This is a genomic window from Candidatus Binataceae bacterium, assembly GCA_035500095.1.
Taxonomy (GTDB): Bacteria; Desulfobacterota; Binatia; order Binatales; family Binataceae; genus JAKAVN01.
This window is the reverse complement of sequence record DATJXN010000055.1, coordinates 1-23,088: the sequence shown is the minus strand read 5'-3', so window position 1 is coordinate 23,088 and position 23,088 is coordinate 1. Positions and strand designations below refer to the sequence as shown.

Sequence of the window (23,088 nt, the reverse complement as noted above, 5' to 3'; positions counted from 1 at the left end):
GGCGGCGAGTTCTGGGCGGCGCTCAAGCGCCACGCGGCGCGCAACCCCGGATGGTGGGAGCGCGAAAATCCGCTCGACGATTTCACCCGCGAGGTCGTCCACGCCGAAGTCGCCGCGCCGCTGCGCGCGGCCGCGCTCCGCCACACCATCGTCCATCCCTTCATGCACGGCGGCCCCACGCTCAATTTCGTCGAGCTGGGCAAGGCGGCGGGAATCGCCGGGCCGAGCATCCTCGGCGTCGTGGTGCATCCGAGGTTCGGGCCGTGGATCGCGTTTCGCGCGGCGCTGCTGCTTGACGCCGCGCTTGACGCGCCGGGTGAGGCGCGCGGTTTCGATCCGTGCCCCGCGTGCGTTCCGCGCAGCTGTATCGGCGCATGCCCGGTCGGCGCGGTGAGCTTTCCCGCGGGATGGGACGTGCCGAAGTGCCTGACCCATCGAGTGGAGGTTGAGGCGGATTGCGCGGGACGTTGCCACGCGCGCGCCGGATGCGTGCTCGGCCCGGAGCATCGTTATCCCGACGACGAGCTCGCGTATCATCAGATGCGTGCGCTACGCGCGATGCGCCCGTACTACGAAACGCACATCCGGCCTGCGCGGCGCGAATAATCGCGGTCGTCGATGGTCGAGCTGTCGGTCGGAGACGGGATGCTCAAGGTTGAAATCCTTGGATGGCACAAGGTCTTCGCGCTCAAAAGCAGATTTCTGATTCCGCTCGCGCACGTCGGCGGCGTGCGCCGCGATCCCGAGGATGCCGGGCGCTGGTGGAAGGGATGGCGGCTGTTCGGCACGGCCTTTCCGGGGGTCGTCTGGGCGGGCTGGTTTTACAAGGACGGCCGCCACACTTTCTGGGACGTAAGCAAGCCCGAAAATGCCATCGCCATCGACCTGATCAACGAAGGCTACAGCCAGCTGATCGTCGAGGTTGCCGATCCCGACGAGGCCGCAAGCCTGATTCGCGGCGCAACCGGCAATTTCCCCGGCTGAGCATCCGAGCCTGGCGGCCGTTTATCGCCAGTCGTCGAGCAGGTAGTTGCCCGGGCGGTTGTACGCCGGCTCGTTGGGGCTCTGCATCACGACGCCGATCCGCTCGGCACGAAAGCCCCGCGCGGCGACGATCCGATACGCGCGCTCGCGCGCGAAGTTGATGCTCAAGCGCAGCTGGTGCGCGCCGGCGCCGAACGCCAGCGCCTCGCAGGCCTCGAGCATCCGCTCGAAGTCGCGCGCCGCGCGGGCGCCGGGCCGCGCCGCTGCGAACTTGACGAAGCATACGCCGCTGCCGGCCTCGGTCGCCCGCCCGATATGCGTGACGGCGAACCAGGCGATTCTAGATCCGCGCCGCCCGAGGATCGTCTCGCCCAGCCCGAAGCGATCGGCCGCTTCTATTTCGCGCCGCAGATCGAGACCGGCGAAAAATGAGCCGGTCAGCTCGCGGCAGGCCGCTATCGTCTCGGCTTTCTCGCCGGCGGAAAGCGCGGAGAACTTTTCGGACCGCTCCGGGTGCGGCGGCGACGGCGGCGATTTGATTTCCTTCTGCATCACCGCGCTAAGAAACCGCGGCCAGAATCCATAGCGATTGTAGAGCACGACGTGTTTGGGGCTTTGCGCAAAGGTATAGAGCCCGCGATGGCGCACGCCCCAGCGCTCGAACATCGCGATTGTAGCTTCGACCAGATGCTGACCGACCTTGCGATCCCACAACTCCGGACGCACGGAGAGCGGACCGAAGTAGCCGAGGCTGCCCCAGCGCACCGCGAAGTTCGAACCCGCAAGCCGCCGGCCATCCTCCGCCGCCAGCGCGCCCTCCGGGTCGCAACGCCATCGCGTGTGCGCGTAATCGGCGTCGCCCCACATCGTCAGCGGGTCCTCGAGCCCGACGAGCGTGCCGAAGGCGAGGCGCATGATGCGGTCGGCCTCGTCGAGGTCGCTTTCGAGGAGCGGCCGGACGCGGATGCTCATGCGATCGGGATTCGCCGCCGCGCGGGGCGCGTCACTTGAGCCGCTTGGCGACCTCGGTGGCGAAATAGCTCAGGATCATGTCGGCGCCGGCCCGCTTGATCGAGGTCAGCACCTCCATCACCGCGCGCTCCTCGTCGAGCCATCCGTTGCGCCCCGCCGCCCGCAGCATCGAGTACTCGCCCGAGACGTTGTACGCCGCCACCGGGACGCGAAACTCGTGCTTGGCGCGGTAGATGAGATCGAGATAGGCGAGCGCAGGCTTGACCATCACGATGTCGGCGCCCTCGGCGAGGTCGAGCGCGATCTCGCGCATCGCCTCGTCGCTGTTGGGCGGGTCCATCTGGTAGGAGCGGCGGTCGCCGAACTGCGGCGCCGATTCGGCGGCCTCGCGGAACGGCCCATAGAAGGCCGAGGCGAACTTGGCCGAGTAGGCCATGATCGGGACGTGCATGAAGCCGTTTTCGTCCAGCGCCCGGCGGATCGCGCCGACCCGCCCGTCCATCATGTCCGAGGGGCCGACCATGTCGGCGCCGGCGCGCGCGTGCGAGAGCGCCTCGCGCGCCAGCAACTCGAGCGTCGCGTCGTTGTCGACGTCGTTGCCCGCGACGATGCCGCAATGCCCGTGGTCGGTGTATTCGCAGAGACAGACGTCGGTTATCACCGCGAGGCCGGGCACGTGCTCCTTGATCTCGCGCACGGCGCGCTGCACTTCGCCCTGGTCGTTCCACGCTTCGGTGCCCTGGGGATCCTTGCGCTGCGGGATGCCGAACAGGATGGTCGCGGGGACGCCGGCCGCCTGGGTTTCGCGCGCGGCGCGCACCACCTGGTCAACCGACATTTGCGCCACGCCCGGCATCGAAGCGATCGGACGCTTGACGTCGCGTCCGGGGCAGACGAAGAACGGCTGGACGAGGTCGTCGGGCGCAAGCCGCGTCTCGCGGATCATCCGGCGCAGCGTTTCGGTGCGCCGAAGCCGCCGTGGACGATTGATTGGAAACGCCATCGGTATGTCTTACTCCCTCGCCAAGGGGCAAAGCTACCTGCGGCCGCGCGTGAAGAGGCATGCCAGATGCGCGCCGATCGCCGGTATGCGCCAGTAGCTGGTCATTCCTTAATCTTTTCTTAATACTTCCCTCAATACTTCGCTTAATACTTCGGCGCGACACTTCGCCCAATGCTTCAAAACACCGCTCGTTGAGAATAACCAGCCGGTGGAGTTGACTTTCGCGGGGGGCTGCAGCGCTGGATACCGCGTGGCCGATCATCCCTCGATACGTGAAGTATGTCGCGGGGGGCTGGGTATATCCGCCAGATACCGATTCAGCTCCGAGAACAGAAACTCAAGTCGTCGCATCGACTGGAGTTCCGCAATCATCGTGCGGCGCGGCTCGAGCGGCCACGAAGCCAATCGGGCAAACCCTCCCTCCTCCAGGTGCGAACTGAACTCCTCGAGCGGTTCCGCCAAGTCGCCGGCTGAGTGTTTCTCCGCTATCGCACGAGCAGCGGAAGCGCTGAGGCGTTCAGCGCTGCGAAAGAAATCCAGCCACGAGACAAGCTGCCCGCGAATCGCGGTGAAGACCCGCTCACGCGCAAACTCCGCTACAGGGTCGAGCTGCGGGATTTGAGTAAGAGCCCGCGCCGTCGCGATCGAGGACAGCCGGTTCGCAATCCGGCGAAGCGTCCCGGCCGCTTCGACGATCCCGTCATGATAGACGGCGCAGGTGCGTCCTTCCATCCGCGCGTCCTCGGCGATCTCAAGGAACTCGGTCAGCACGCGCATCGTTTCCGAGTTCGTCTTCAGGATTTGATCCTCGCTGCTCGAAGCTGAGCCGCCTGGGGCGAGCGCGAGCATATTGGCAATGACTCTTTGCAGTCTGAACACCAGGGAATCACCGGCGTATTCCGGCCACAGAGTAAAGAAGACCATCGCCACGACAAAATCACCAAGCAGGACGCCCCAAATGCGCCAAAGAGGTTCGTAGATATCGACGGATGGGGTCAACCCGATGAACACCAATGAAAAAATGATCCCCATTTGCTTGCCCGCGTATGACACCCGCGTATTACCGAGCGAAGAGTACGCAAACGCATAGAATACCGCGAAGGCCGTAAGCATATAGGTTGGAAGCGTGTCGAAGTTGGGCGAAACTATAATGATAGCGAGAAGGGAAACCGCTCCTCCGATTATAGCTCCGCCGATCCGAAGGTACATCTTCTGCAACGTTGCGCCATAGGTGGGGGTCGCGGTGGTTATTACGGTCACCAGGATAATGAATAAGTCTGGACGCTGACTAATGAGGCCGATTAGATAGCCGACCACCGTGCACAAGCCGACTTTCGCGCAATAGCGAACAAGCGTGGGATTTGCAGGACCGCTCAATCGAGAGACAGCGCGGTTCCGAGGGACGGCACTGTTCGGCGGATTCGTGGCCGGTGGCCGCGGAGGTTCATCCAGCGGGCGCTCGATGAGCCTGGTCAGCACCGCCAGCGAATCGATGAATTCCGCGAAATTTTCGATTTCCGCCGAACTGACTTTGCCGATGTATGCCGGTCTGATCTCAATCACGCGTGCGGCCAGATTGTCCATCGCCAGGCGTACACGCGTCCGCGTGTCGGGAGCTTGCTCGTCCGCGCCTGTAGCAATGCGCGCCGGAAGGTTGCGGGAGATCTCGCCGAGCGCAGCGGCGATCGCCTCTACCGCTCTTTGAATTTCGCCGGGGACCATCGTGCGAATTTCTCGAGGCAGGTTCTCGCGCACCGTAGTGATCAGGCGATCCACCTCGAGACTGATGCGAGCCGCGCGCGTGATCGCGGCAAGCAGCATCGCCCGGCGATGCTCCGACGCGCCCTCGGCCAAGGCTTGATCAAGAAGCGCCATATGGGCGGGGAGGTCGGAAGTCGGTGCCGGCAATGGCGGTCGCGGTACGCTTTCGCCGGCGAGAAAAAAGTTCGAAGCCCAGAGAAGCTGCGAACGGGCACGCGCGACGCTCGCTCCGAGAGACTTCATCAAGATCGGCTCGCCGGGGTCTGGCCACAACCAGTTGTCGAACAGGACGATCACGCCGAAGGCAATCACGCTACCGGCGAACGAGGCTGCTGCGTTCCAACCGATTTCCCCAGGCGAAAATACGACGCCGTAGAATATAATGAGGCAGACTACCTGTATAACCAGCACGCCCGCGCCAAGCTTGCGCGTCGCTCCCACGTACGTTGAAAATGAAATCCATACGAAGACAAACGGCAGCATCAACCACGGCGTCTCCGCGAATGCGCGCGCCGTCACCACCGCCGTGATCAGAGCGAGCATCACCGCGATTTGCCATGCGAGGGCCTTGCGAATGGACATCATCGGTCCTGCGCCCGCCAGGATCCAGACAATTACCGCGCCCAGCTGAGTGTTGACGTGACAGCTCGCGTCCAGTCCGATTGCGATTGTCACAATCATTGAGATGCGCAACGCGATGCGGATCTTCCGGGCACTGGGAGTAAGTTCGCGAGCGACCAGTGCCCCGAGTCGATCCAACCAGGCAAATGGCCGTAGGATGCCGAACCGTTGCTCTATGAATCCTGCCACACTCGCTCGTTCACCTTGTACAACAGTGCGACGCCGCCGCCCTCGCATCAGTTGCAACTTGGTTTCGATGCCCCGACCAGGTCTTTACCTCGCATGACGGGGCGCCGCCGCCCCTGACAACTGGGGGTTGTTGGAAGCGTCCTTCGGACCGTTATCCCGCCGCTGGTGATTTCAAAGGCTTCGGATTGAAAATCTCCAGGTTTTCTTCGCCGGTCACTTCGATTTCAGCCAACGCGCCCTGTCTCGCTGCGCGACTCATCGCGTGATCCACAATCTTGATGGTTTGGGGTACCGGAAGTTCCATGTCCGCAACGATCGCGTTCCCTGGTGGAACCGGCACGCTCTGCAAAAATCTCATGGGCGGCATCGCCAGTGCTCCCATCAGCCAGGCTCGCGTCCATATGTTGCCGATCGGGTGAAGGCTGGAGAGGAGGTTGGGGCCGGTGTTCACCATGAAGATACGCACCGACTCGCCCACCTTCGCGTGCATGGCGCCTAGCCGTTTCGCGGTAAGCGCATTAAAGCCTCCATTAAAGATCACGTAGCTCGGCTCTTCGCGCAGGAGCGCGTCGAAGTCGAAGTCGCGCGGTCCCGGGGTCCCCGGCTTCTGCCTCGTATAGGTCTCGTTCTGGCCCAGGTAAAATTCCCGATCGACATGCGGCAGTCCCTCTTCGGGTTCGACCACAATGATCCCGAACATCCCGCGCGCCATATGTTCATCCATGCCGGGCACGCCGCAGTGATAAATAAAAGCGCCCGGGTACATCGCTTTGAACTTGATGGTTTTGCTCTGCCCGGGAAGAACCGTGAGCGGCTCCGCGCCGCCGCCAGGTCCGCAAACCGCGTGCAGATCTATCGAGTGCCAGGTGGAACTATGCGCGTTATTCCGCAAAGTGAGTGTGACCAAATCGCCAACGCGCACGCGTAACATGGGACCGGGTACCTGGCCATCATAGGTCATGTAGCTAAATTTCGCGCCAGGTTCGATTTCGCCGTCGACTTCGCGAGCCTCGAGCTCAAACTCGTTATGGATCGAATGGCTTCGTGTGATGGGCGGAGGAATTTTGGTTGGTACGGCCACGACTCCTCTATTCTCGGTGGTCAGGGCTCCGCGCCCTGCTGGAGGCGAGCCCTGGGCGAGCGTTTCAGTGCCAGATGCCGCGAATGATCGAGTAGCGCCGAGGCCGGCCAAAGCTGCACCAGCCCCCAGGTAACGAAAAAGTTCTCGACGCGAGATGATTGACCTCATGCCTGAGCCTCCTGTTGGTTAGACCGTCCACACACTTCTAACGAGCAACTCCCCTGGGTGCAGGCTAATGATGCTCCTGGCGGCTGGCGTCAATCAGCCGACATCGAGAACTCCCGTTGCCAGGACGGCCAATCAGCGTGCACAGAAGTTGGCAATATCACTGGCGGTACTGTGGCTGATATCGGGGCAACAGGTTGGAAAGATTTCCGTGGCGTGGATCGTTCCCATCACCTGTCGGCAGCGCGCGCGCACGCCATTGTGTATGAGAAGGCGGTAGAAGCTGATCCCTTCGTCGCGGAGCGGATCACATTCATTCACGCTGATCACGGTGGGCGGGAACCCTGCAACGTCTTCGGCCGTGGCGAAGCCCGGCCCGGCTAGCGGGGTGCGCGCACGAAAGGCTTCGATCCCATAACCCATTGCGCCACGCTTGTTGTGCAGGTCGATCAGAATCTCGTTGTTTTCAGCCACAGCCGTTGGCGGCGATAATCTTGCCCGATGCCGGGTGAACTGGATGTTGACTCTACGATTTGAGCAATAACAGTGCGGCAAATCCTGACATTGTGGGCCTCCTTTCCTGCCGCAGAGCCGTAGTGCGGATCACCCCGCTCGAGCAGATGTACAGTCAGAATAGATGCCGGCCGCCATCGACCCGGATACATTCGCCAGTTACGAAATCCGTCTCGATCAAGAAGAGCACTGTCTTGGCGATTTCCGCGGCACCGCCCCATCGCCGAAGCGGTGTGGCTTCGATCACCTCCATGTTCTCCTCCGGAGTCAGGCCCGGAGGCTCAAGAATCGGCCCGGGCGCCATCGCATTGACCAGGATTTCGGGCGCGAACTCCAGTGCCAGGGTCTGCGTGAGCGCCACAACTGAAGCTTTCGATACATAGTATGGGGTGTAGCCTTTGTAGTGTGGACGGCCGGTCGCCGGCAGCCAATCCGAGAAGTTTATTATTCGCCCATCGCCGCCTTGCTTCATGATCGGCGCTGCGTGAATCGAAAACAGGAATGCGCTCTTCGCATTCGTGTCCAGGCTGGCAGACCACGCCGCGCCGCTCGGATTGGGCGTCTTTTGATATGTCGAAGCCATATTGATCAGAATGTCCAGACGTCCCAGCGACTTCACCGTCTCGCTCACTGCCGCGACGATCTCTGTCTCATTGGTCGCGTCTGCCCGGAACACAGCCGCCTTGACGCCCGCTGCTCTCGCCGCGGCCGCCGTAGCTTCAGCCGCCTCGCGCGAGCCGCGGTAGATCAGGGCGAGATCGCACCCGCGCGCCGCGAGGCTCTGAGCGACAACCTGCCCGATGCGAGCGCCACCGGTGACCAACGCCACTTTGCCTTTTGGATCCATGTCGCCGGGGAAGCTGAACGGGCGCTATCGCCTTTCCACTGCCTCACTCATTGACTGGGCCGCCGCCGGCGCGCTCGTGTTCATGCATTGACTTCCCGCAATCTGCCCGTGTCCACGTCGAAAATAAGCCCTCGCACGGGGATGTCTTTGGCAATCCACGGATGCGACCTGACTTTCCTGATTTGCTCCCGGGTATTTTGCTCGGGGTCCTTGTAGGAAAAGAAGCGCATTGGAGCCGGCGAAGCGTCTCCGGTCGAAGCGCTCAGCTTCGCGTTCAGTTCGTCATCTGTGAATGTCGTGAAACCGCAGCCGGTGTGGTTGAGAAGCATTATCTCTGTGGTTCCGAGTACGCGGTTGGAAACAACAAGTTCCCCGAGAACATCTTCCGTTACCGCGGGGCCGCCGGTTCTGATGACGTCTATATCGGCCTGCGGCAAACCCAGGATTCCAGGGAGGTCTGAGAGTCGTGGATCCATGCAGGTTACAACTACGATTTTGGGGGCCGGACGCTTCCCCAGCGTTGGGTCGTAACTCTTTGCATAGTTGCGGTTTGCTTCAAGCGCCTTATCGATAATGCTCATCGTTTTCCTCCTTGCAAGCGAATGGCGCGGCCAAGCCGCTTCTCATAATGTCGCTCTTCGGGTTAGTGTCGCTCTTCCGGTCGCGACGGTCAAATGCTGCGGAGCGCACTGAGTCTCGTTGGCTGGCAGCGATTAGTCGTTCCTCCGAGAGATTTGTTATGATCGGCCGGTCTGCGATTTTGTACGGAGATAAAAGTCTTATGAGTAACGCCGACGGCCTTCGTTATACAAAGATACCGCTCAATAACGGCTCCGATGAGATGCCGGCACTCGGCTTTGGCACGCTGATTCCCGATCCGAACGCAACAAAAGAGGCAGTCAGGATCTCGCTGGAGGCGGGCTTTCGTCAATTCGATTGTGCAGAACGCTACCGAAATGAAGAACATGTGGGCGAAGCAATGCGGACGATGTTCAAGGAGGGCAAAGTCAAACGGAAGGACGTTTTCGTAGGTACAAAGCTCTGGAACAACAATCATCGCCCGGAGCGGGTTAAACCCGCCTTCGAGGCTAGTCTGAAAAGACTGCAACTCGACTACGTCGATCTATACAGCATACATACTCCATTCGCCTTCAAAGCCGGGGACGAGCAAGACCCGAGGGACAAGAACGGTAATGTGATTTATGACGATGCGGTGACGCTGACGGATACCTGGAAGGCTTTGGAGACGCTGGCCGACGAAGGTCGGTGTAGGGCGATCGGCTTATCGAACGTCAGTTTCGGGCAGCTGAAAGAGGTGTTTGAAACCGCACGCATCAAGCCATCTGTTGTTCAGGTCGAATCACATCCGTATCTCCCCGAATGGGATCTGCTCGACTATTGCAAGAGCAATGGCATCGTGATGCAGGCCTTCGCTGCTTTGGGTCATGGTATTGAACCGAGGTTAATCGACGATCCTGCGATCGCCATCATTGCGAAGCGCGTCAACAAATCCCCCGCTCAAGTCCTGCTGGCATGGGCACTGCAGCGCGGCACGGCTCCTCTCACCACAGCTACAAGCATCCGCCACATCGAGGAAAACTTTGATATCTCGGCGCTTCCCGACGACGCCATCGACGCGATCTCCCGCGGGGTCAGTACGCGAGTCAGGCTCAATTCGGTTGTTGATACGGGCATCCCGGGCTTCATTCCCAGGGGAAGATAAACGTTCAAGCCGGAATTTCCCGCCGACCTGACACACAAAGCTTACGATCGCATCGGGCGCGTCGAAAGCGCGCGGATAAAAATCCTGGCGTGCCTACGAAGATCGTCGCGGCTTCGCATTTCGGATTGTCAGTCTCCCGCCACTCGAATAGCGGGAAGAAGCTGGCGGAGCATGGCGGTGTCCCAGGGACGACATTCCTTCGCCGCTATGGCTATGCTCCCGATTTAAAAAGATAAAATCGCCTGCGCCTGCGCCTCTCCGAATAGCTAATCGAGTACCGGGTCCGATGCCATGTCTTGTGTTAGTCATCAGGCGTAGCGAACATTTAACCCGCCGTTCACCGGGCGATAATTCCCGACCGCTGCCGGGAGTGCTATGTCCCGCACGCAACCGATTCGATCGCCTCGAACGCTTTCGCAAGACGATAGGTAGGGAGCGAGCTGTCCGGCACATTTTCGCCGCGACCGGTTCTGGAGGAATTGAGGGGCGCTGGTCTAGACGCCAGCAAAAAGGCTTACAAATCAAGCATTAGTGCGATAAGCGGATGATTTGACATGAAATCGTCATCAGTTCGACACATTGTCGTAACAAATTTGGTCCGAAATGGCCTGTGCGAAGATATATCCTCACGGGTCTATCGGACCTCTTGAACAGGAGAGATCTATGAGAATCGTGCGTGGCATGCTGGCGCTGGGCGGTGTGGCGCTGATCGGGTGGATACTAGCAACGCTGAACGGAGGTTTCGGCCTCGGTTCCGGGGTTGCGATCGGCGCTGGCGCAATTACGCTTCAGGGGAGCGGCGCGACATTTCCGGCCCCGCTTTATCAGAAGTGGTTTACCGAATATAATAAGACCCATCCGGACGTTGAGATAAACTATCAGGCGCTGGGCAGCGGCGCGGGAATCAAGCAGTTTCAGCAGAACCTGGTCGATTTCGGAGCCAGCGACGCGGCCATGACCGACGAAGAGATGGCCGCGGTCAAGCAGGGCGTAGTTTTGCTTCCGATGACTGCAGGTGCGATTGTGCTCTCCTATAATCTGCCCGGCGCTCCAAGCGTATTGAAATTGTCGCGCGAGGCTTACGTCGGAATCTTCCTCGGCAAAATCACCCAGTGGAATGATCCTGCTATTGCCAAGTCGAATCCGGGAGCGACGCTGCCGGCGCTCAAGATCCAGCCGGTCGTGCGGTCAGACGGAAGTGGAACCACCTTCGTCTTCACTTCGCACCTGAGCGCGATCAGCGACGCCTGGAAGAACGGACCCGGCGCAGGCAAGTCGGTCAATTTTCCCTCTGCCGTGGCAGGCAAGGGCAACGCAGGCGTGACGGCCCTGATCAAGGAGACGCCGGGCGCGATCGGCTACATCGAATACGGTTACGCGGTGCAGACCAAGATGCCGATGGCGGAGCTCCAGAACAAGAGCGGCAATTACGTGAAGGCCGACTTGACCAGCGGCAAGGATGCGCTCGCGAGTGTGCAGTTGCCCGCCAATCTGCGCGCCTGGATCACCGATCCTACGGGCGCCCAAGCCTATCCGATCGTCACTTACACCTGGCTGCTGTGCTACAAGAAGTACGGCGATCCCGCCAAGGCCGCGGCGATCAAGGCGGTGGTTCAATACGGCCTTACGCAGGGCCAGTCTTTCAGCGTCGATCTCGGCTATATTCCGCTGCCGCCTAATGTGGTTGACGCCGTGGACAAGGCGCTCGCGCAGATCTCATGACCCCGGGCGAGGGCGGGACAGCGCGCGACATCTTCCACCTCGGCGGGCAACCCGGAGAACCAGTGGCGATGCCGGCCGAAGCGGAGATATCCAGGCCCCCTTCCGGGTTCGAGCTCGCGGCGGATCGCATCTTCCGCCGCTGCACGCTCACGGTCGCCTGGCTGACGGTGCTGCTCGTCTTCTGGGTGATCGTGAGCATCGGACGGCAGGCGATGCCGTCGATCCGGAGCTACGGCCTGAGCTTCCTGGCCGGGACGGCGTGGGACCCGAATCGCGCGCAGTTCGGAATTTTGCCGGCGATCGTCGGGACGCTGTATAGTTCGATACTGGGACTGGCTATTGGCACGGCATTCGGTCTGGCTATTGCGATTTTCCTCAGCGAAGGGTTCCTGTCCTCCGGAATCGACAAGCTGTTGGGATATATGCGGCTCTCCGAGTATTCGTGGCTGCGTTCGCTGCCCGGGCGGGTCGAGAATCTGCTGAGAATCACGGTCGAGCTGCTGGCGGCGATCCCGAGCGTGGTTTACGGGCTGTGGGGCATTTTCGTGGTGATCCCGTTCATCCGTCCGCCCGCCGCATGGCTGAACTCGCATCTCGGATGGATTCCGTTCTTCGGCACCAACCTGAGCGGGCCCGGCCTGCTGCCGGCCTCGATCGTGCTCGCGATCATGGTGTTGCCGACGATCTCCGCGATTTCGCGCGATGCGCTGGTGGCGGTTCCGCCCAAGCTGCGCGAGGCCGCCTTCGGCATCGGCGCGACGCGCTGGGAGGCGATTCTGGGAATTTTCGTGCCCACCGCCGCGACCGGAATTTTCGGCGCGATCATTCTCGGTTTCGGCCGCGCGCTGGGCGAGACGATGGCGCTCGCGATGCTGGCGGGCAACGCCAACGTGATAAGTTGGTCGTTGTTTTCGCCGGCCAACACGCTTGCCGCCCTGCTCGCCAATCACTTTCCCGAAGCCGACAAGATCGAGGTCGGGGCGCTGATGTATGCTTCGCTGGTGCTGCTGCTGATCACCCTGATGGTCAATATCGTCGGCACCGTCATCCTGCAGCGCGCCGATGCGGGCCTTAAGGGGTTGCGCTGATGGCCGCGCCGATCCAAAGGTCGCCCGAGACCACGCAGATTGACCTCGAGAGTCTCGAGCGCTCGCTGCGCCGGCCGCGCACGCTCTTCAGCTACACGATGAGCATGCTGACGGGTGGGGCGACGCTCGCGGCGCTTTTCCCTTTGTTTTCAGTGCTTTACATGCTCGTGTTGCGCGGTTCGGCTACGCTCAGCCTGGGTGCGCTTCGCGAGCTTCCGCCGGCCGCGATGGCGGCTGGGGGCGGCTTTGGCAATGCGATCATCGGCACTTTCGTCGTAGTTGCTCTAGCCACCCTGATTAGCGTACCCTTCGGGGTTCTGGCGGCGATTTATATCACCGAATTTGGGCCAGAAACCCGTATCGCCTCAGGGGTACGTTTCGCGGCCAAGGTGCTGACCGGTCTGCCGTCTATCCTGGCGGGTGTATTCGCGTTCGCGGTGGTGGTGGTGACTACGGGGGAGTTCTCTGCGCTCGCCGGCGGAGTTGCGCTGGCATTGTTGATGCTCCCGACGGTCCTGCTGACGGCCGAAGAAGCGATCAAGCGGGTCCCGGCAAAAATGCGTGAAGCGGCAATCGGAATGGGCGCGACGCCCACCCAGGTGGTAACGCAGGTAATCCTGCCGACCGGCGCGCCCGCGATGCTGACCGGGGTGATGCTGGCGGTGGCGCGCGCCGCGGGAGAAACCGCCCCGCTGCTCTTCACTGCGCTCTTCAGCAATTACTGGATGAGCCGGACGGTCCCCGAGTTTCTACCCAAGAACCCCAACGACCTGATGAAGCCGACCGCGTCGCTCGCGGTCCTCATCTACAACTTTTCCGGTTCGCCTTTTGAAAATCAGATAGCGCTCGCGTGGACCGCGGCGCTGGTGCTGGTGGTTATCGTTCTGGTGTTCAACGTACTCGGCCAATCGCTGACCTCAAGGTCTTCGGATTAGTCAATACTCAATGGAGAAAGGCATGTCAGTTTCGCCGGCAACCAACGGAGTCGATAGAGCGGCGTATCCGCCGACCTCTGAGGCATCGCAAAACGGCGCCCTCATCGACTGCAATATCGCCGAGCTTCACTACGGCAAGTTCAGGGCCGTGCGCGACGTCGCCCTGAAGGTCAAAAAGGGCACCATCACCGCCTTCATCGGCCCCTCGGGATGCGGCAAGAGCACGGTGCTGCGCTGCCTCAACCGGATGAACGACCTGGTGCGCGGATTCCGGCTCAAGGGACACGTGATCTTCCGCGGCCAGGACATCTATGCTTCGCGGATCGACCCGGTTGCCGTGCGCCGGCACATCGGGATGGTTTTCCAGCAGCCCAATCCGTTCGCGATGAGCATCTTCAGGAACGTGGCCTTCGGGCTCCGGCTCAACCGCTACCGGGGCTCGATTCCGGACAAGGTCGAGTCGGCGCTGCGCCAGGCTGCGCTTTGGGATGAGGTCAAGGACAAGCTGCGCACGAGCGCGCTCGCGCTTTCCGGCGGCCAGCAGCAGCGGTTGTGCATCGCGCGTGCCGTCGCCACGGAACCCGCGGTGCTGTTGATGGACGAGCCGTGCTCGGCGCTCGATCCGATCGCGACGCGTCGGATCGAAGAGCTGATGTCCGAGCTGAAGAAGCGCTACACCATCGCGATCGTCACCCACAATCTGCAGCAGGCCAAGCGCGTCGCCGACATGACCGCCTTTCTGTACGTGGATACGACCGGCGGCGGCCGCACCGGCTACATGGTGGAATACGGACCGACGCAGCAGATCTTCGATAGTCCCGCCCAGGAGCACACCAAGGAATATATCCGCGGCGAGTTCAGCTGAACCGGTCGTCAAGCCCTGAGACCGGCTATCCCTGGACCGACTATCCGGATAGTAACAATCGAATATTGGCTATCCTGCGCGGCGGCGAACAGCCGCCGCGCCGCGTGTGTCTAGCCTGCCTTTTTGGGCGCCGGCGGCACTCCCGCCTCGAGCTCGAGCGGAAGCTCGAAGCCAATCTCCTGCGGCGGCTCGCAGACCGTGTCGCTGCACGCCTGGAAGCGCAGCTTGCCGGCGATCTTGTACTGCCCCGGCGCGATCGTCTTGCCGAACGCCTCCATGAATTTAGCCGGCATCGGCGGGCTCCATTTGATCCCGAGCCGCCCGGTCGCGCTGACCTCGCCCTCGTAAACCGGCAGCGTTTCGCCGAGCGCCTTGAGCAGCATCGGCTTCGCCGCCGGCAATTCTATCGACTGTTCGCCGACGATCGGACTCTCGAAGACCAATTCCGTCGGCCGGTAGTTTGCCGGCAGCGGTTTGCCGTAGACGTGCCATCCCGGCTTCAGCCGGATGCGGAGCGCGGTCGCCAGCTCCTGGCCCGGGAAGCATCGATCGGACGACAGCGACACCGTCGCGCTGAAGGCGCCGGCGTCGATCTCGAGCGAATTCGCGCCGACCGCGGCGTCCCCATTGTGCATCACGAGCGCGGCCGCCGACGCGCGGTATTCGTAATTCGGGAGGAAGCGCTTGTCGCGCACGATGCCGTCGGGGGAGGTCAGGTAGTCGCCGGGAAACGCCATCCCGTACATCATCTTGTGATCTTCGGGGATGTTGGTGTTGAGAATGCCGAAGGCGCGGATAACCTTGCTGCCGGCGTCCGAGAGCAGCGGAAACTCGATCTTGCAGGCTTCGCCGAACGCGGCGAGAATGTCGCGCGAGTCGTAGGTGATCGACGCGGCGTTGTAGCCGGCGGCCTTGAGCGCCGGGAGCGACTGTTGCAGCTCGACGAGCTGGTTGCGGCAGTAGGGTCACCAATCGGCGCTGCGGCTGAAGACCAGCAGCAGGCCTTTTGGGCCCGAGAGATCCTTGAGCGTGCGGGTCTTGCCGTGCTGGTCGGGCAGGGAAAAATCGGGCACGCGCTCGCCGATTTCCGGTCCCGTGCGCAAACCGTCGTTCTGCGCCGCGACGAACCGGCCCCATTCTTCCGAAGTGATATCCTTTCCGCCGGCGCGGAACTTGGCGATTACGCCGTGCAGGATTTCAGCCTTGGCCTTTGCTTCCATACTTTCTCCGGCTCGGCGACCCGAAACGCGTTTTGCGTTCGCGCCTGGCCGCCCATGCTGTGCATAAATACCTTCCACCCGGTTTGGCACATCTCCGGGAACCCTGTCCATCTTTTATTCGGTTGCTAGCCGCTATTTGTTACCGGGGAAACCGCGCGGGAATGGGTCGAATTGGCGGTCTGAAGCTCACCGCGAACCGCTATCGGTCGCAAAGTAATCGCGAATCGCCATCATCAGGGCCGCGACTGTGTACTCGGCGGGCTGGGCGACGACTTCGATTCCGGCGGAGCGCGCGGTTTCGGCGGTGATCGGTCCGATCGCGGCGGCCTTGAGCTTGCGGGCGATGCTCGCGCCGACCATCTCGCAGAAATTCATCACGGTGCTGGAACTCGTGAACGCGACGAGATCGATCGCATGGGCCGCCGCGATCTCGCGAACGCGGGCGACCGGCGCGTCCGCGGGCTTTACGGTTTTGTAAACCGGCGCGACTATGACCTCGCGCGCGCCCGCCGCTGCGAGCATCTGCGGCAACACCTCCCGCGCCGCCTGCGCGCGCGCAATCAGGATCCGCGCGCCGCGGACGCGGTCCGCGCCGATCGCTTCGACGATTGCCTCCGCGCGGTACTCATCCGGAATCGCTGCGGCCGCGAGCGCATGGGCCCTCAGGCGCTCGGCGGTGGCGGGACCGATCGCGCCGAGCTTCGGCGCCCCGAGCGCGCGGGAATCGACACCACGCGTCCGCATCCGCTCGAGCATCCGCTCGACCCCGCTCGCGCTGGTGAAGATCACCCAATCGAAAGCGGCCAGTCGCGCGATAGCCGCGTCGATCGCCGTATAACTGTCGGGCGCCACGATTTCGATCGTCGGGAATTCCGTGACCTCGGCGCCGAGCGCGCGCAATCCGGCGGCAAACGAGCCGCCATTACCGCGCGCGCGAGTGATCACGATATGTCTGCCGCGAAGCGGCGATGCGTCTGCTGCCGGGGCGGGCCCTGCCGATGGCGAAGGCGCGGCGGCTCCCGCGCCGACCATCTCGTCCGCCCCGGCCGCGAGCATCCGCTCCGCCAGCCGCGCCCCGAGCGCGGCGGCGGCATCGCCATCGCCGGCTTCGCCGGCGATTTCGTCGATTAGATGGCGCGCGCCATCGAGGCTGAAGACGATCGCGCGCATCGCGATTGCCGGCCCGTCGATCCGCGCAAGCGCGCCGACGGGCGAGACGCACGACGCGCCGAGCGCGGCCAGGAAGGCGCGTTCGGCGGCGGTTTCCATCCGCGCCCGCGGATCGTCGAGCGCGACGAGCGTCGCCTCGACCTCGGCCGAGCCGGCGGCGGCGGGAGGGCCGGCCAGCGCCTCGATACAGAGCGCGCCCTGGCCGCCGCTGGGGAGGAAGTCGCGGTCGTCGAGCGGGGCGAGGGCGACGCCGCTTTGGGCGGCGTCGCCCTCGCCCCGCGCGAGCCGCGCGAGACCGGCCAGCGCAAGGATGATCGCATCGAAGTCGCCGGCCGCAAGGCGCGCAAGGCGCGTATCGACGTTCCCGCGCAGCGGCACGACCGTTAGGTCGGGGCGCTGCCGCAACGCCTCGAAGCGCCGGCGCGCTGACGAGGTTCCAAGGCGCGCACCGCACGGCAGCGCGGCGAGCGAGCCGCCGGGCGCGCGCGCGAGCAGCGCGTCGCGCGGGTCGGCGCGCTCGGGCACGGCGGCGATACGAAACTCCGGGGCAAGCCGCGCCGGCAGGTCCTTCATCGAGTGGACGGCGAGGTCGACGCGGCGCTCGACGAGGGCCTGTTCCAGCTCCTTGACGAAAAGTCCCTTGCCGCCGACGGCGGCGAGCGACGCGCTGGCCATCCGATCGCCACTCGTGCGAATCGGGACGATCTCGATCACCGCCGAGGGCAGCAGACGCCGCATCCGTTGCCGCACCAGCTCGGCCTGCGCGAGCGCAAGGGGGCTTGGACGCGAACCGATACGAATTACGGAGGCCATCTATTTATGTTGACCGAACGACCGAACACGGTTGCGCGAGCCGCGCGCATCGGAGGCGGCTGCCGCGGATCACGGCTCCTCGTCATCGTCGGAATCAAGATCGATCTCGAAGTCGAGGCCGGATACCGCGGGGTTAAGTGCGGGTCCCTCGGCGGCCAGATCGCCACAGAGCAGGCGGCGTGCGATCTCCGCGGTATACACGGGGTCAGGCGAGCCGGCCCCGGAGCTGCGCAGGCCTGCCAGGATACGATGGAGGAGCTTGTTCACCAGCGTCCGCGTCAGCGCTTCGATCCGCCGGCGCTCCGCCGGCTCCATCGTCGCCAGCCATGCGCGATGGCGTCCCAGCTCGGTGTCGCGCAGCTGCTCGATACTGACGCGGATATCCTTGATTGCCGGCACCAGGTCGAGCCCGTCCATCCAGCGCATGAAGGAGTCGAGCGCGTCGGCCACGATCGTTTCGGCCTTGTCCGCCTCGCGCGCACGCTCGCCGAGCGATTCGGTAACGACCGCGCCGAGGTCGTCGATGTCATACAGGTACACGTTCTCCATCGAGTTCAGCCGATCGTCGAAGTTACGCGGCACGCCCATGTCGATAAGAAACATCGGACGGTAGCGGCGCTCGCGCAGGATGGCTTCGAAATCGCCGGCCTCGAGCACCGGCCGCGCAGCCGAGAGCGAGCCGATCACGATGTCGGCGATCTTGAGATACGGGCGATGGTTTTCGAAGGGGACGGCGGTGCCGCCGAGCGCGCGGGCGAGCGCGGCCGCATGGTCGAAGGTGCGGCTCGTCACCAGCAGCGTCTCCGCGCCGAGCGCATGGAGCTGGCGCGCGGTGAGCTCGGCCATCTGGCCCGCTCCCATCAGCATTACCGTCTTGTCCCCGAGGGTGTCGAAGATTTGTCCCGCCAGGCGCACGGCCGCCGAGCTGACCGATACCGAGCCGCGGCCGATCAGCGTCGCCTTGCGCACGCGCTTGGCGACCGAAAAGGCACGATGAAAGGCGCGATGCAGCACCAGGCCGGCGGTGCCGGCCTCGGCCGCGTGGCTGTAGGCGAGCTTGAGCTGGCCGAGGATCTGCGGCTCGCCGACCACCATCGAGTCGAGGCTCGCGCCGACGCGGAACAGGTGGCGCGCAGCCTGCCGCCCCTCGAAGCGATAGAGCGCGCCGGCGAACAGCGCCGCGTCAACCTCGCGATCGGCGGCGAGGAAGCCTATCGCCTCGTCGATCGCGCGCGCCGGGTCGGATGCCACGCCGATAATCTCGACGCGGTTGCAGGTCGAAATCAGCGCACATTCGGCGAGCGCGGGCGCGCGATCCTTGAGCCGCCCGAGCGCCGCGGCGATTTTGCTGTCGCCATAGGCCAACTGCTCGCGAACCGCTACCGGAGCGGTGCGATGGTTGATGCCGGCGATGAGGAGTTTCTCATCCATCGTGTGTGCGTTCGCCGCGCCTCAGCCGAAACTCCCGCCGTGCTTGCCGGGAAAGAGCAGACTCACGCTCAGGAACGATCCCACCAGGACTGTGAACACCGCGAGCGTGAGCGCCGCGGCGCGCCGCCCGCGCCATCCGGCGGCGACCCGCGACTCGAGCAATCCTGCATAGAGCAGCCAGGTGACCAGCGACCACGATTCCTGCGGCTCCCACGACCAGAAATGGCCCCAGGTCGCTTCCGCCCACAGCGCGCCGCTCACGATCCCGAGCGACAGCATCACGAAGCCCCATCCGAGCAGCCGGTAGTTGATACGGTCGAGCTTTTCGAGACTCGGCGTCGTCTGTCCCGTCGGCGCCATCGGGCGCTTCGCCTTGAGGCGAGATTCGTACACCAGGTAGGCGAGGCTCACGCCCGCCGCAACCATGAAGAGCGCGTCGCCGAGGAAAGCGAGCGTCACATGAACAGGCAGCCATGCACTGCGCAGGCTGTCGGGAATCACGAGGCGGCTGCGGCGCTCGAGCAGCATTGCGGCCGCGACCGCGGCTAGAACCCCCGGCGCGACGAAAGCGCCGAGCACCTGCATCCGCATGCGGGAAATCAGCACGAAGCTGACGATCGCCGTGAGCCAGGCCAGGAACGACAACGACTGGCCGAAGTTCGTAACCGGCATATTCCCGGCGTTGATCGCCCCAAGCACCAGGTCCATCGTGTGAAAGAGCACCGCGGCGCCAAGCAATGGCACCGCCTGATCGGCCCATCGCGGACGATTGGCAGCGCGTCCGGCGACGAATCCGGCCGCTGAAAGCGCGTAACATACTAATGCGGGCGGCAGCCAGATAGTGTCCATCTCTTGGACCTAATCGCTCGATTCCATTCGGCCTGCGCCGGCGCGCGGTTTTAACGAAGGACGGTCGAGTCCACAGGCCCTCCAGGCGACAGGATAGCCCGCCGTTACGGGCCCGATGTTAAATAGTGCCTGCTCGATGCCGAAGACAAGCAACCGTGCGCCGATACGTCATGTCCGCTCGCCATTGTAATACACCCGCTTCGGGCGAGACAGTGAATCGGCGCGCGGCGGCGATGCGGCGCGGCAAGGGGGAGAGATGATGGAAGACGCTGAGGTGAGAGGGGCGGCTGGATTGCGTGCGTTCAATCGGACGCGTTCGACGGTGCTCTGCGAGCGGCTCGAAGAGGCGGGCGGAATGAGGGGCAAGAGCCGCGGCCTGCTCGGACGCGAGGGCCTCGCGCCTGGAACCGGGATGTTATTCGAGGCTGGGTGGATGGAACCCTTCATGTGCATGCACATGTTCTTCATGCGCTTCGCGATCGATATCGTTTTCCTCGACCGCGGGGGTCGAGTGATACGGATAAGCCACAATCTGCGGCCGTGGCGCCTGTCTCCGATCGTTTGGGGAGCGCGCAAGGCGCTCGAACTCCCAGCCGGCGGTGCAGCGGAGAGCCGGACCGAAGTGGGCGATCAGATCGCTTTGGAGCGTTCGTAGGCATCTCCTCCCGAGTCCCGTGGTGAATTATTTCCGCTCGGTTGGTTGCGTCCAAGGCGCGTTTTGTGGCGCTGTTGCAACCGAGCCGGCAGATTTTTCAACAGTATGCTCTGAAAAACTCAAATAAACTCTTGATTTAAGGTTCAGGCCGATCGTGGCACGGCGAGTGCTATCAAGTACCACGTAACGGAGCCAGCGAGCGATGTGGCTAGACATTTGAGAATGCTTTAAAAATAGCGTAGATTTGTTATCGGCTATCAAATGTCATGAAGACCATAACGTATTTGAAAGCGGATCTGGTAAATAAGGCAGTAATAGAGGCTAAACCGGAAAACAGCCTCATCGAACTGGAACAGGTCAAGGAGGAGAGAAAAATGGACGTGTTTACTAAGGCTTTTCTGAAGGTTCGTGAGCGTTTCGTGCGCCTGCATCGCGCCCAGACGATGACGGAGTACGCGCTCATTCTGGCGGCCATCGCGGTCGTCGTGTACGGCACCTATAAGGTGCTCGGCAACAACATCGCTACGCTGGCGAGCGGCGTCGATTCCGCTCTGACCACTGCGTAAGCGACCTTTCCAACACTCAAGTCTAGAATCCGGCATTTTAAACCCCTTTAAGCCCGGCGGATGGCCAAGTGCCGTCCGCCGGGTCCTGCCTTTGGCGAGCCTCCTTCGAATTTCCCAAAGCTTTTCACCTTTTCACCTCGGATGAAAATACGGCACGTTGCATCGATGCAACCCCTGTCGCTGCTAGACATATTCTAATTCCTATTCTAAAGAGGCCTAGGATTCTTTTAGCTAGTTTGTAGCTGTGGCATGCAACGTGCTGACGGCTTGTGGCCCTACCGGGTAAGCCAAGGCTTTTCGCCTCGGCTGCCACTGTTGGGACAGAAAGGGATAAGGCGAGGCGCGAAGGGGAGGCGGGTCTTAAGGTGAGGTTTCAGCTATTCCAGGGAGGTCAAACTGCGCTCGCTCTGAGCATGGCGCTGCCCGTGATGGTTGGTGCTGCGCGCATCGGAGCGGATAGCTGGGCGCTCCATCTTAGCGCTGTTCGTCTGCAGACGCTCGCGGATGAAGCCGTGCTGACAGGAGCGGCGTATCTGCCGGCCAATCCTCTTATTGCCGAACGCGCGGCGCTCACCAAGGCGTTGATGACCGGGATAGGCGAAAATGAGATCGTCTACAATCGCCCGGCTGCCGACAGCCGCTCGATCACGATGGTAGTCGAGCGCAACGTGCCCTATCGTTTCACGCGACTGTTCGGTCTTTCGCAGGGCCAGGTGATCGTGAAGGCAGTGGCTGCATGCGGGAGGCCCGATTCGGCCGCGGGTTTGGTCCCAATCGGAATCCAATACGCTCCCGACGGTGCCGGGTACCGAGCGCATCGCGCGATTATTCTGCATCCAGCACGCGCTGAACGGCCCGCCACGGAGGGCATGTGGAGGCCGCTCGAGCTGGGATCGTGCGACACCGGATGTGTACCGTCGCGTGGCGCGCTTGTCGGCTCCCAGAGCGCCGCTGGCCTAGGCGACATTCTTAGGGTCAGCGAAAAGGGCGACCGCAGCCTGGCAATTCGATCGGCGCTCCTCGCGCGCCTTCGTGTGGGAGCTCGAAGCGACCCTGGCGCGAGCGCGGCCAACTATGCGATCGGCGATCCGCGCCGAATCGAAGTCGCATTTGTCGATTTCAACCGCGAGAGCCAAGACGCGATCGGGTCGACCGCCTGGGTGCGCGGGTTCGCGAGTCTGTGGCTAACGTCTGTAGATGCGCAGGGGAATATAAGCGGCGAGTTGCTCGACTTATCTCCTGCAGGAGCGTCTCAGACAGAGAGGCACGGTCTAGAATCAGTGCTTTTGCCCTAGGGTCGATCTATGTGTAAAGAGAAAAATTTGTATCTGAACGCGAATAAGAACAGCTTGACATGCTAAAGCTCGGGACGTACACTTGGCGGCAAGGTTAGCAGCCAGCGCTTCAGATGCCCGAGAAAAAAGCGTATTTGCCAAGCCACAAGGCGATGAAAGAAGAGATGGATGCACTCATCAGGACATGCTTCCAGAAAGCTGTTTCCTGTGGGTAGATCGCGACGAACACGCGGGAGTTGACTCCTAACTAGCGAAGGCTTGAGCAGCTCAGGCTGCGTGTGTAAAGCCATGCGGATGCGCCGCAATGCGATATGGCACGTGGTCTGATGATATAAGGCAGAGAGAAAGACCGAAGAACATTACACTTTGGGGAGTCTATCCCCGCAAAGCCGCGTGGAAAGCGGCTGAAACCAAGGAGGAAATGAAAATGGACGTGTTTACAAAGGCTTTTCTGAAGGTTCGTGAGCGTTTCGTGCGCGTGCATCGTGCCCAGACGATGACGGAGTACGCCCTCATCCTGGCGGCCATCGCGGTCGTTGTGTACGGGACCTACAAGGTGCTCGGCAACAACATCGCTACGCTGGCCAGCGGCGTCGATTCCGCTCTGACCACCGCGTAAA

At 62.5% G+C, this 23,088-nt stretch carries 23 protein-coding genes and 1 pseudogene; 11 read left to right on the top strand and 13 right to left on the bottom strand.

The features are described from left to right. Together VMI09_06245 and VMI09_06240 are read left to right on the top strand one after the other, a co-directional pair. Positions 1–606 (top strand): hypothetical protein (locus VMI09_06245; protein ID HTQ24278.1); only part of this gene is annotated, 606 nt, incomplete at its 5' end. A gap of 12 nt (positions 607–618) precedes the next feature. After that, complete coding sequence (locus tag VMI09_06240; GenBank protein ID HTQ24277.1) at positions 619–984, top strand: hypothetical protein; 366 nt, start codon at positions 619–621, stop codon at positions 982–984. 21 nt (positions 985–1,005) lie between these two features. Here the strand turns inward: VMI09_06240 and VMI09_06235 are convergent, their stop codons facing one another. From VMI09_06235 to VMI09_06205, 7 genes are all read right to left on the bottom strand, one after another. Further along, positions 1,006–1,956: a GNAT family N-acetyltransferase gene (locus tag VMI09_06235; protein ID HTQ24276.1), complete on the bottom strand. Its 951-nt coding sequence runs from the start codon at positions 1,954–1,956 to the stop codon at positions 1,006–1,008. Positions 1,957–1,987: 31 nt separating this feature from the next. After that, a complete protein-coding gene (gene hemB, locus VMI09_06230; protein ID HTQ24275.1) occupies positions 1,988–2,959 on the bottom strand; it encodes a porphobilinogen synthase in 972 nt (323 codons plus the stop codon). Between the two features lie 258 nt (positions 2,960–3,217). After that, complete coding sequence (locus VMI09_06225) at positions 3,218–5,530, bottom strand: FUSC family protein (protein ID HTQ24274.1); 2,313 nt, start codon at positions 5,528–5,530, stop codon at positions 3,218–3,220. Positions 5,531–5,681: 151 nt separating this feature from the next. Further along, positions 5,682–6,611, bottom strand: a complete 930-nt coding sequence (nirK, locus tag VMI09_06220) for a copper-containing nitrite reductase (protein HTQ24273.1) — start codon at positions 6,609–6,611, stop codon at positions 5,682–5,684. 300 nt (positions 6,612–6,911) lie between these two features. Then, complete coding sequence (locus VMI09_06215) at positions 6,912–7,250, bottom strand: alpha/beta hydrolase fold domain-containing protein (protein HTQ24272.1); 339 nt, start codon at positions 7,248–7,250, stop codon at positions 6,912–6,914. Positions 7,251–7,404: 154 nt separating this feature from the next. Further along, positions 7,405–8,118, bottom strand: coding sequence for an SDR family oxidoreductase (locus VMI09_06210; GenBank protein HTQ24271.1), 714 nt, complete (start codon positions 8,116–8,118; stop codon positions 7,405–7,407). Between the two features lie 98 nt (positions 8,119–8,216). Next, positions 8,217–8,717, bottom strand: coding sequence for a carbonic anhydrase (locus VMI09_06205; protein HTQ24270.1), 501 nt, complete (start codon positions 8,715–8,717; stop codon positions 8,217–8,219). Between the two features lie 200 nt (positions 8,718–8,917). On the opposite strand from VMI09_06205, the gene VMI09_06200 reads away from it, so the two are divergent. The 5 genes from VMI09_06200 (at position 8,918) to pstB (ending at position 14,469) form a co-directional block, all read left to right on the top strand. Beyond that, positions 8,918–9,859, top strand: coding sequence for an aldo/keto reductase (locus tag VMI09_06200; protein HTQ24269.1), 942 nt, complete (start codon positions 8,918–8,920; stop codon positions 9,857–9,859). A gap of 663 nt (positions 9,860–10,522) precedes the next feature. Further along, positions 10,523–11,581 (top strand): phosphate ABC transporter substrate-binding protein PstS, encoded by a 1,059-nt coding sequence (gene pstS, locus VMI09_06195; protein ID HTQ24268.1) that lies wholly within the window; start codon positions 10,523–10,525, stop codon positions 11,579–11,581. A 68-nt stretch (positions 11,582–11,649) separates the two neighbouring features. Continuing rightward, the gene (gene pstC / locus VMI09_06190; GenBank protein ID HTQ24267.1) at positions 11,650–12,669 is read left to right on the top strand and encodes a phosphate ABC transporter permease subunit PstC; all 1,020 of its coding nucleotides are present in this window, start codon (positions 11,650–11,652) and stop codon (positions 12,667–12,669) included. Next, entirely contained in the window at positions 12,669–13,604 is a 936-nt protein-coding gene (gene pstA / locus VMI09_06185; protein HTQ24266.1) for a phosphate ABC transporter permease PstA, read from the top strand. Before pstC ends, pstA begins: the two co-directional genes overlap by 1 nt. Positions 13,605–13,626: 22 nt before the next feature. After that, the gene (gene pstB, locus VMI09_06180; protein HTQ24265.1) at positions 13,627–14,469 is read left to right on the top strand and encodes a phosphate ABC transporter ATP-binding protein PstB; all 843 of its coding nucleotides are present in this window, start codon (positions 13,627–13,629) and stop codon (positions 14,467–14,469) included. Positions 14,470–14,579: 110 nt separating this feature from the next. On the opposite strand, the gene VMI09_06175 is transcribed toward pstB, so the two are convergent. From VMI09_06175 to ccsB, 6 genes and pseudogenes are all read right to left on the bottom strand, one after another. Beyond that, positions 14,580–15,104: a protein-disulfide reductase DsbD domain-containing protein gene (locus tag VMI09_06175; protein HTQ24264.1), complete on the bottom strand. Its 525-nt coding sequence runs from the start codon at positions 15,102–15,104 to the stop codon at positions 14,580–14,582. A gap of 63 nt (positions 15,105–15,167) precedes the next feature. Then, positions 15,168–15,422, bottom strand: a pseudogene (locus tag VMI09_06170) (redoxin domain-containing protein). A gap of 12 nt (positions 15,423–15,434) precedes the next feature. Then, positions 15,435–15,689 carry a hypothetical protein gene (locus VMI09_06165; protein HTQ24263.1) on the bottom strand — a complete coding sequence of 85 codons (255 nt, stop codon included), beginning with the start codon at positions 15,687–15,689 and terminating at the stop codon, positions 15,435–15,437. A 186-nt stretch (positions 15,690–15,875) separates the two neighbouring features. Continuing rightward, positions 15,876–17,672 (bottom strand): hydroxymethylbilane synthase, encoded by a 1,797-nt coding sequence (gene hemC, locus VMI09_06160; protein ID HTQ24262.1) that lies wholly within the window; start codon positions 17,670–17,672, stop codon positions 15,876–15,878. A gap of 69 nt (positions 17,673–17,741) precedes the next feature. Next, positions 17,742–19,103 (bottom strand): glutamyl-tRNA reductase, encoded by a 1,362-nt coding sequence (gene hemA / locus VMI09_06155; GenBank protein HTQ24261.1) that lies wholly within the window; start codon positions 19,101–19,103, stop codon positions 17,742–17,744. A 21-nt stretch (positions 19,104–19,124) separates the two neighbouring features. Next, a complete protein-coding gene (ccsB, locus tag VMI09_06150) occupies positions 19,125–19,952 on the bottom strand; it encodes a c-type cytochrome biogenesis protein CcsB (protein HTQ24260.1) in 828 nt (275 codons plus the stop codon). 259 nt (positions 19,953–20,211) lie between these two features. Between ccsB and VMI09_06145 the strand changes: the two genes are divergently transcribed. The 4 genes from VMI09_06145 to VMI09_06130 all read left to right on the top strand — a co-directional run bounded on the left by VMI09_06145 (position 20,212) and on the right by VMI09_06130 (position 23,087). Then, the gene (locus VMI09_06145; protein ID HTQ24259.1) at positions 20,212–20,607 is read left to right on the top strand and encodes a DUF192 domain-containing protein; all 396 of its coding nucleotides are present in this window, start codon (positions 20,212–20,214) and stop codon (positions 20,605–20,607) included. 266 nt (positions 20,608–20,873) lie between these two features. Continuing rightward, entirely contained in the window at positions 20,874–21,173 is a 300-nt protein-coding gene (locus VMI09_06140; GenBank protein ID HTQ24258.1) for a hypothetical protein, read from the top strand. A 365-nt stretch (positions 21,174–21,538) separates the two neighbouring features. Further along, positions 21,539–22,468 carry a hypothetical protein gene (locus VMI09_06135; protein ID HTQ24257.1) on the top strand — a complete coding sequence of 310 codons (930 nt, stop codon included), beginning with the start codon at positions 21,539–21,541 and terminating at the stop codon, positions 22,466–22,468. Between the two features lie 427 nt (positions 22,469–22,895). Then, a complete protein-coding gene (locus VMI09_06130; protein HTQ24256.1) occupies positions 22,896–23,087 on the top strand; it encodes a hypothetical protein in 192 nt (63 codons plus the stop codon). The last annotated feature ends 1 nt before the right edge of the window (position 23,088 follow it).